This window comes from Sulfurovum sp. bin170 (assembly GCF_010892395.1).
In the GTDB taxonomy this organism is placed as follows: domain Bacteria; phylum Campylobacterota; class Campylobacteria; order Campylobacterales; family Sulfurovaceae; genus UBA1140.
This window is the reverse complement of record NZ_JAACKB010000220.1, coordinates 1-5,349: the sequence shown is the minus strand read 5'-3', so window position 1 is coordinate 5,349 and position 5,349 is coordinate 1. Positions and strand designations below refer to the sequence as shown.

At 37.0% G+C, this 5,349-nt stretch carries 7 protein-coding genes; 1 reads left to right on the top strand and 6 read right to left on the bottom strand.

Going from position 1 to position 5,349, the window contains the following annotated elements; genetic code table 11:
- Positions 1–71: 71 nt before the first annotated feature.
- Genes GSY74_RS05205 through GSY74_RS05195 form a run of 3 tightly spaced genes read right to left on the bottom strand, consistent with a single transcriptional unit; the run spans position 72 to position 2,155 of the window.
- The gene (locus GSY74_RS05205) at positions 72–317 is read right to left on the bottom strand and encodes a hypothetical protein (RefSeq protein WP_164664047.1); all 246 of its coding nucleotides are present in this window, start codon (positions 315–317) and stop codon (positions 72–74) included.
- Between the two features lie 54 nt (positions 318–371).
- Positions 372–1,208, bottom strand: coding sequence for a DUF58 domain-containing protein (locus tag GSY74_RS05200; protein WP_164664046.1), 837 nt, complete (start codon positions 1,206–1,208; stop codon positions 372–374).
- Positions 1,208–2,155 carry a MoxR family ATPase gene (locus GSY74_RS05195; protein ID WP_164664045.1) on the bottom strand — a complete coding sequence of 316 codons (948 nt, stop codon included), beginning with the start codon at positions 2,153–2,155 and terminating at the stop codon, positions 1,208–1,210. The genes GSY74_RS05200 and GSY74_RS05195 overlap by 1 nt, the downstream gene beginning before the upstream one ends.
- A 125-nt stretch (positions 2,156–2,280) precedes the next feature.
- Between GSY74_RS05195 and GSY74_RS05190 the strand changes: the two genes are divergently transcribed.
- A complete protein-coding gene (locus GSY74_RS05190; RefSeq protein ID WP_164664044.1) occupies positions 2,281–3,009 on the top strand; it encodes a Crp/Fnr family transcriptional regulator in 729 nt (242 codons plus the stop codon).
- On the opposite strand, the gene GSY74_RS05185 is transcribed toward GSY74_RS05190, so the two are convergent.
- The 3 genes from GSY74_RS05185 to rpmF are packed head-to-tail and all read right to left on the bottom strand — an operon-like array spanning position 2,972 to position 5,148.
- Positions 2,972–3,970: a beta-ketoacyl-ACP synthase III gene (locus tag GSY74_RS05185; RefSeq protein ID WP_164664043.1), complete on the bottom strand. Its 999-nt coding sequence runs from the start codon at positions 3,968–3,970 to the stop codon at positions 2,972–2,974. The two genes, GSY74_RS05190 and GSY74_RS05185, sit on opposite strands and share 38 nt — an antisense overlap.
- Before the next feature lie 8 nt (positions 3,971–3,978).
- The gene (gene plsX / locus GSY74_RS05180; RefSeq protein ID WP_164664042.1) at positions 3,979–4,974 is read right to left on the bottom strand and encodes a phosphate acyltransferase PlsX; all 996 of its coding nucleotides are present in this window, start codon (positions 4,972–4,974) and stop codon (positions 3,979–3,981) included.
- 12 nt (positions 4,975–4,986) lie between these two features.
- Positions 4,987–5,148 (bottom strand): 50S ribosomal protein L32, encoded by a 162-nt coding sequence (gene rpmF / locus GSY74_RS05175; RefSeq protein ID WP_164664041.1) that lies wholly within the window; start codon positions 5,146–5,148, stop codon positions 4,987–4,989.
- Positions 5,149–5,349 lie beyond the last annotated feature (201 nt).

Genomic DNA, 5,349 nt, shown 5'->3' with positions numbered 1-5,349 from the left:
GAGATATAATCCAAAACAGCGTTCAAACTATCTCTAAATTTTGGTTCATAGCTAATTTTCAAAAAAAACTCCTAATAGCTCTTTATCTCTTTCCACATCTCATCATGAGATACAGTTTTGGTTTTCCCAGACTCAATATCTTCTAAACATTGTTGAAAATGAGCCTTATCTTTTTGAAATTCTTTTGAATTCAAATAAGAGTACGACTCTTTTTTTTCTAAAAATTTAGCGATAACTTGTTTTAGTTCTGTTTGAATATCTATACCATATTTTAGTATATCACTATATATGTCATTCTCTATTTGTATTGTTTGCATGGTCTACCTTTCAAAATTATTATTAAAGTATAGCAAAAAGTTATTACTCAAAACTTACTTACGACCTCTAAAAAGTTTAGCCAACTTCACAAACGGCTCCTCATCAGTATATATCTTAGTATATCGAATTCCATTTTTCTTAAAATGAGCATAAAGTTTTTTATCATTCTCCCCAAGAGCTTTCATATAACCTTTCAACTCCTCTTTCCCGATATTTCCCTCAAAGCTACCACTAGTCTCCATATCCAAAACTCGCAGATAACCAAGCTCTTGTGGCTTCTCCTCAAATCTATCTCTTACTATTAGTGCAACAATATCATGTTTTTTACTCAAAAGCCCAAAATTAATATCTCCTACAAAATCAGAGATAACAAAGAGCAGTGATTTTCTTTTTATCCGTTTGAATAGAGTGTCTGCAAACTCCTTATAGTCGCTCTTTTTCCCCAAAACATCAAACTCATCCATCCTACTCACGGCATCATGGACAGCAAAAAACTTCTTGTTTGGTTTTGTCATAGAGTAGAGTTTGTCTGCAAAGATGATATTGGAAAAGAGGTCAGAGTTTTTGACAGCAGAGAAACCAATAGTGGCTACTAATTCACTCATCACATCACTTTTTTGCTTAACAGTACCAAAATAGGTAGAACCACCCATCATCACAGCAGTCACAACATTTAGCTCTCGCTCTTCTGTATAGATTTTAACATATGGTCTACCCAATTTTGCCGTGGTCTTCCAATCAATCTTACGAACATCATCACCATAGACATACTCTCGAAGCTCGGTAAACTCAAAACCCTCTCCTTGAAAGAGAGAGATATTATTACCCAGCATATCCCCAAAAACCTGCTTTTTAGTTTTGAGTAGGACTCTTTTGATTTTTTGATTCATTACGGAATATCAACAGCTCTCAAAATTTTATCAACAATAGAATCCGCAGTAATCCCATCAGCCTCTGCCTCATAGCTCAAAACAATACGGTGTCGCAGAATCTCTTTGGCAATATACGCCACCTCAATTGGAGATACAAAATCTCTTCCTTTGAGATAAGCAACAGCACGAGAGGCTTTGTACATATCAATACTTGCTCTTGGAGATGCACCAAACTCTATATATGGAGCTATCTTCTCTAGTCCATACTCCTCTGGATTTCTAGTTGCAAAGACAAGCTCAACGATATACTTCTCCACCTCTTCATCAATATGAATATCCATAGCCTCTTGGCGAATAGTCTCCAAATCCTTAATGGAAGCAACCTGTTCTATCTTACCAAAGCCATCATTAGCCACTCTTCGAGCTATCTCTAACTCCTCCTCTTTGGTGTTATAGCCCACAATGATTTTCATCAAAAATCTATCTAACTGTGCCTCAGGCAGTTCATACGCCCCCTCTTGCTCCACAGGATTTTGTGTCGCCATAACCAAAAATGGTAAGCTAATCTTGAATGTCTCATCACCAATAGTCACCTGTCTCTCCTGCATCACTTCAAGTAGTGCAGATTGAACTTTGGCAGGAGCTCTATTTATCTCATCAGCTAAAAGGAGATTGGTAAAAACTGGCCCTCGTTTTATCTTAAAACTATTGTTGGATGGGTCATATATCTCCGTACCTATAATATCACTAGGAAGAAGGTCTGGTGTGAACTGTACTCTTTTAAAGTCTAGTCCAAGTGAACCTGCTAATGCATTAACTGCTGTTGTCTTTGCCAACCCTGGAACACCCTCTAGTAGGATATGTCCTCTAGTCAACAGTCCTATTAAAAGTCCATCAATCAACTTCTCTTGACCAACAATAACTTTGGCTATCTCATCTCTAATATTTTTTACAATTAGGTTCAATTAAAACTCCTACAAAATAATAGTTGTTATTTTACTTATTTGAAATTAATAGATGATTAATCTATTTTAAATAGTTATTGATAAATATTTCAGTATACTTATTTTCGTTAGTAAAAAGGGGCATTATGATTAAAATTGAAGATACACCACTATTTATAAACTTAGATAAAAAATTTCATAAAGAGCTTTATGAGAGTATCTATATTAAAAATTTTTCCAAAAATAGTATAGTATTCTATGAGGGTGATTCTAGTGAATATCTTCATATCTTACTTAATGGAGAAGTCAGGCTATACAAGACTTCTCCCAAAGATACAATGGTACAGATTAATAGACTAACTGCACCTGCAACAATTGGTGAATATGCTTGTCTTAAACAGATACCGTTTCCTATCACTTGTGAAATTATCTCTACAAACGGAACCATAGGACTACTGCACTACAAAAATGTCATGAACTACATGCAAGATTCACACTTCTCTATGGCACTACTAAAATCCATGACCGACAAAGTAATAATGCTCTACTCTTTGGTTCATAAGGAGACCATACTCTCATCAGAAGCCAAGGTTGCTGACCTGATTCTAAATGAGATAGAGATATTTGAGAAAGTAAAAAATAATGAGATTGCTTCTATCCTAAATATAACTCCTGAAACCCTATCTCGAATTTTAGGTAGAATGAAAAAAGAGAATATCATTATAATAAAAAATCATACTATAAAGATACTAAATATAGAGGCTCTTCATATTATCCTTGAAAAAAATACTATCAAAGCCTGTAGTGATTGTCTTAAAAAGAAAAAAACAAAAAAAGCTACTTGGTCTCCCCTGCAAATGGAAGTAACGCACTAGCCCAAGTAAGCCCACCTCCAAAAGTATCCAAAAGCATTAGTTCACCTTTTTTAAGTCGTCCTGATTCATATATGTCATTGATTGCCATAGGGATAGAGGCGGCCGAGGTATTTCCATACTTACCGACCGTCACAACAACCTGCTCTTTACTCATCTTCAAAGCATCACCAACAGCTTTGATAATTCTATAGTTAGCTTGATGTGGAATAAAATGTGGAATATCTTTCGAATCAATACTGTTTTTGGCTAGAATATCTTTGACATCTTTGGTTAGTGTCTTAACAGCCAATTTAAAAGTCTCATTACCCTTCATCTGCACAAAATTAAGCCCCTCATCTATCACTCTTTGAGAGACAGGATTAATAGTCCCAGGAGCAGGAGTGACAAGAAAATCAGCATAAGAGCCATCAGCAGAGGCATGAATATCAATCATCGCTTCGCTCTTATCCTCGGTAACAGAGATGACCGCAGCCCCTGCACCATCACCAAAGAGGATACAGGTGCTTCTATCCGTATAGTCCACGATAGAGCTAAACTTCTCTGCACCCACAATCAACACATGTTTTTTCATACCAGACTCTATAAACGCTTTTGCCACACTCAAAGCATAGACAAAACCACTACACGCGGCACTTATGTCAAAAGCTTGAACATTTTTAATACCAAGTTTATCAGAGATAATACAGGCAGTGGAGGGCATGTTGAAGTAGTCAGGGGTAACAGTCGCACAGACAACCAAATCAATATCAGACTTTTCTAAACCAGCTCTATCTATAGCAATATCTGAAGCGATTGTAGCCATATCACTCGTCACCTCACCATCACCTGCAATTCGTCTCTCGCTAATACCTGTTCGTTTTAAAATCCACTCATCACTGGTATCCACCATCTTCTCTAAATCTTTATTACTCAATACCTTAGAAGGAGCATAAGCCCCTATGGAGTGAAATTTTGCGTACATTTTTTACCTTATGCGTTGTTTTTGGTTAGTAAATTCTCAATTGCAGAGTTGACACCAGAGTCATTATAAGCTATCGCTTGGAAGATAGCATTTTTAATCGCTTTGGCGTTACTTTTTCCGTGTGATATAATAGCACAACCATTCACTCCAAGTAAAGGGGCTCCACCATATTCTGCGTAATCTATCTTCTTTTTGAGTTGGGTAAACACTTTTTTCTTCATTAACAATGCACCAATCTTTGCAGGGATTGATTTTCGTATATTTATCTTCATGAGTTCAAGAATAGTTGAAGCCACTCCCTCACTCGCTTTTAGAGTAATATTGCCCGTATATCCATCGCAAACCACCACATCAACAGTACCATTAAATATATCTGACCCCTCAACATTACCTTTGAATCCAGGAATAGCTTTCATGAGTTTAAATGCCTCTTTTGTCAAAGCATTACCTTTGCTATCCTCTTCACCGTTGGCAAGAAGTCCAACAGATGGTGTTCGCAGACCCAATAACTTCTGTGCATAAACCTCACCCATAATAGCAAACTCATATAGATTTTTAGGTGTGCAGTCAGTTACAGCACCAACATCCAAAAGTAGTGTATTTGAAATCTTTGACATGCTTGGCATAATTGTCGCCAATGCAGGTTTGGAGATATGTGGAAGCCTACCCATACGAAGCGTCGCCAATGTCATAGTTGCCCCACTATGTCCAGCGGATACCACAGCATCTGCCTCTTTGTTGCGAACCATCTCAACAGCTACATAGATAGATGAATCTTTTCGCTTAAGAGCCTGTGTCGCTTTATCACTCATAGCAATCACATCAGAAGATTCAACGATTTCAACTTGCTCTAGATAATATTGTGGAAGGTGCTGTAGTATCTGTTCTTTGTCACCTACAAGTATAGGCAAAAAATCTTTCTCATCAAGTGCTTGAACCACACCCTCTATAATAGGTTCAGGACCAAAGTCCCCACCCATTGCGTCTATCGCAATTCTAATCATAGAACTGCTCTACTACGCTTTTTTTGTGTTATATTCACCAGTTGTCATGTTCATATGGTGAGGCATTCTCCATGTACCATCCTCATCTTTTACAGGTCTTGGTAATGTCAATTTGTAGTGTGTTCTTCCTTTTGCCGCTCTTGTTTTACTGTGTCGTCTCTTTGGTACTGCCATTTTTTATCCTTTTGTTTTGTTATTTTATTCTTCTTGAAAATGAACAAAGTTCCTTTCCAATTCATCTCACTAAAGCTGTTGCTTTGCAACGAAAATTTGTTTGGAACCGATGGCTTTAGCCCAATGCCAATGAATTAAGCTTTTTTTGAACCAAATAGTTCGGGTGTAAACACGCCGATTCCGAAAATGCAAATTGCATAT

Excerpts from the sequence above, each read along its gene's own strand:
- GSY74_RS05185 (WP_164664043.1), bottom strand. The coding sequence starts at position 3,970 with ATGTACGCAAAATTTCACTCCATAGGGGCTTATGCTCCTTCTAAGGTA.
- rpmF (WP_164664041.1), bottom strand. The coding sequence starts at position 5,148 with ATGGCAGTACCAAAGAGACGACACAGTAAAACAAGAGCGGCAAAAGGA.
- GSY74_RS05205 (WP_164664047.1), bottom strand. The coding sequence starts at position 317 with ATGCAAACAATACAAATAGAGAATGACATATATAGTGATATACTAAAA.
- GSY74_RS05200 (WP_164664046.1), bottom strand. The coding sequence starts at position 1,208 with ATGAATCAAAAAATCAAAAGAGTCCTACTCAAAACTAAAAAGCAGGTT.
- plsX (WP_164664042.1), bottom strand. The coding sequence starts at position 4,974 with ATGATTAGAATTGCGATAGACGCAATGGGTGGGGACTTTGGTCCTGAA.
- GSY74_RS05190 (WP_164664044.1), top strand. The coding sequence starts at position 2,281 with ATGATTAAAATTGAAGATACACCACTATTTATAAACTTAGATAAAAAA.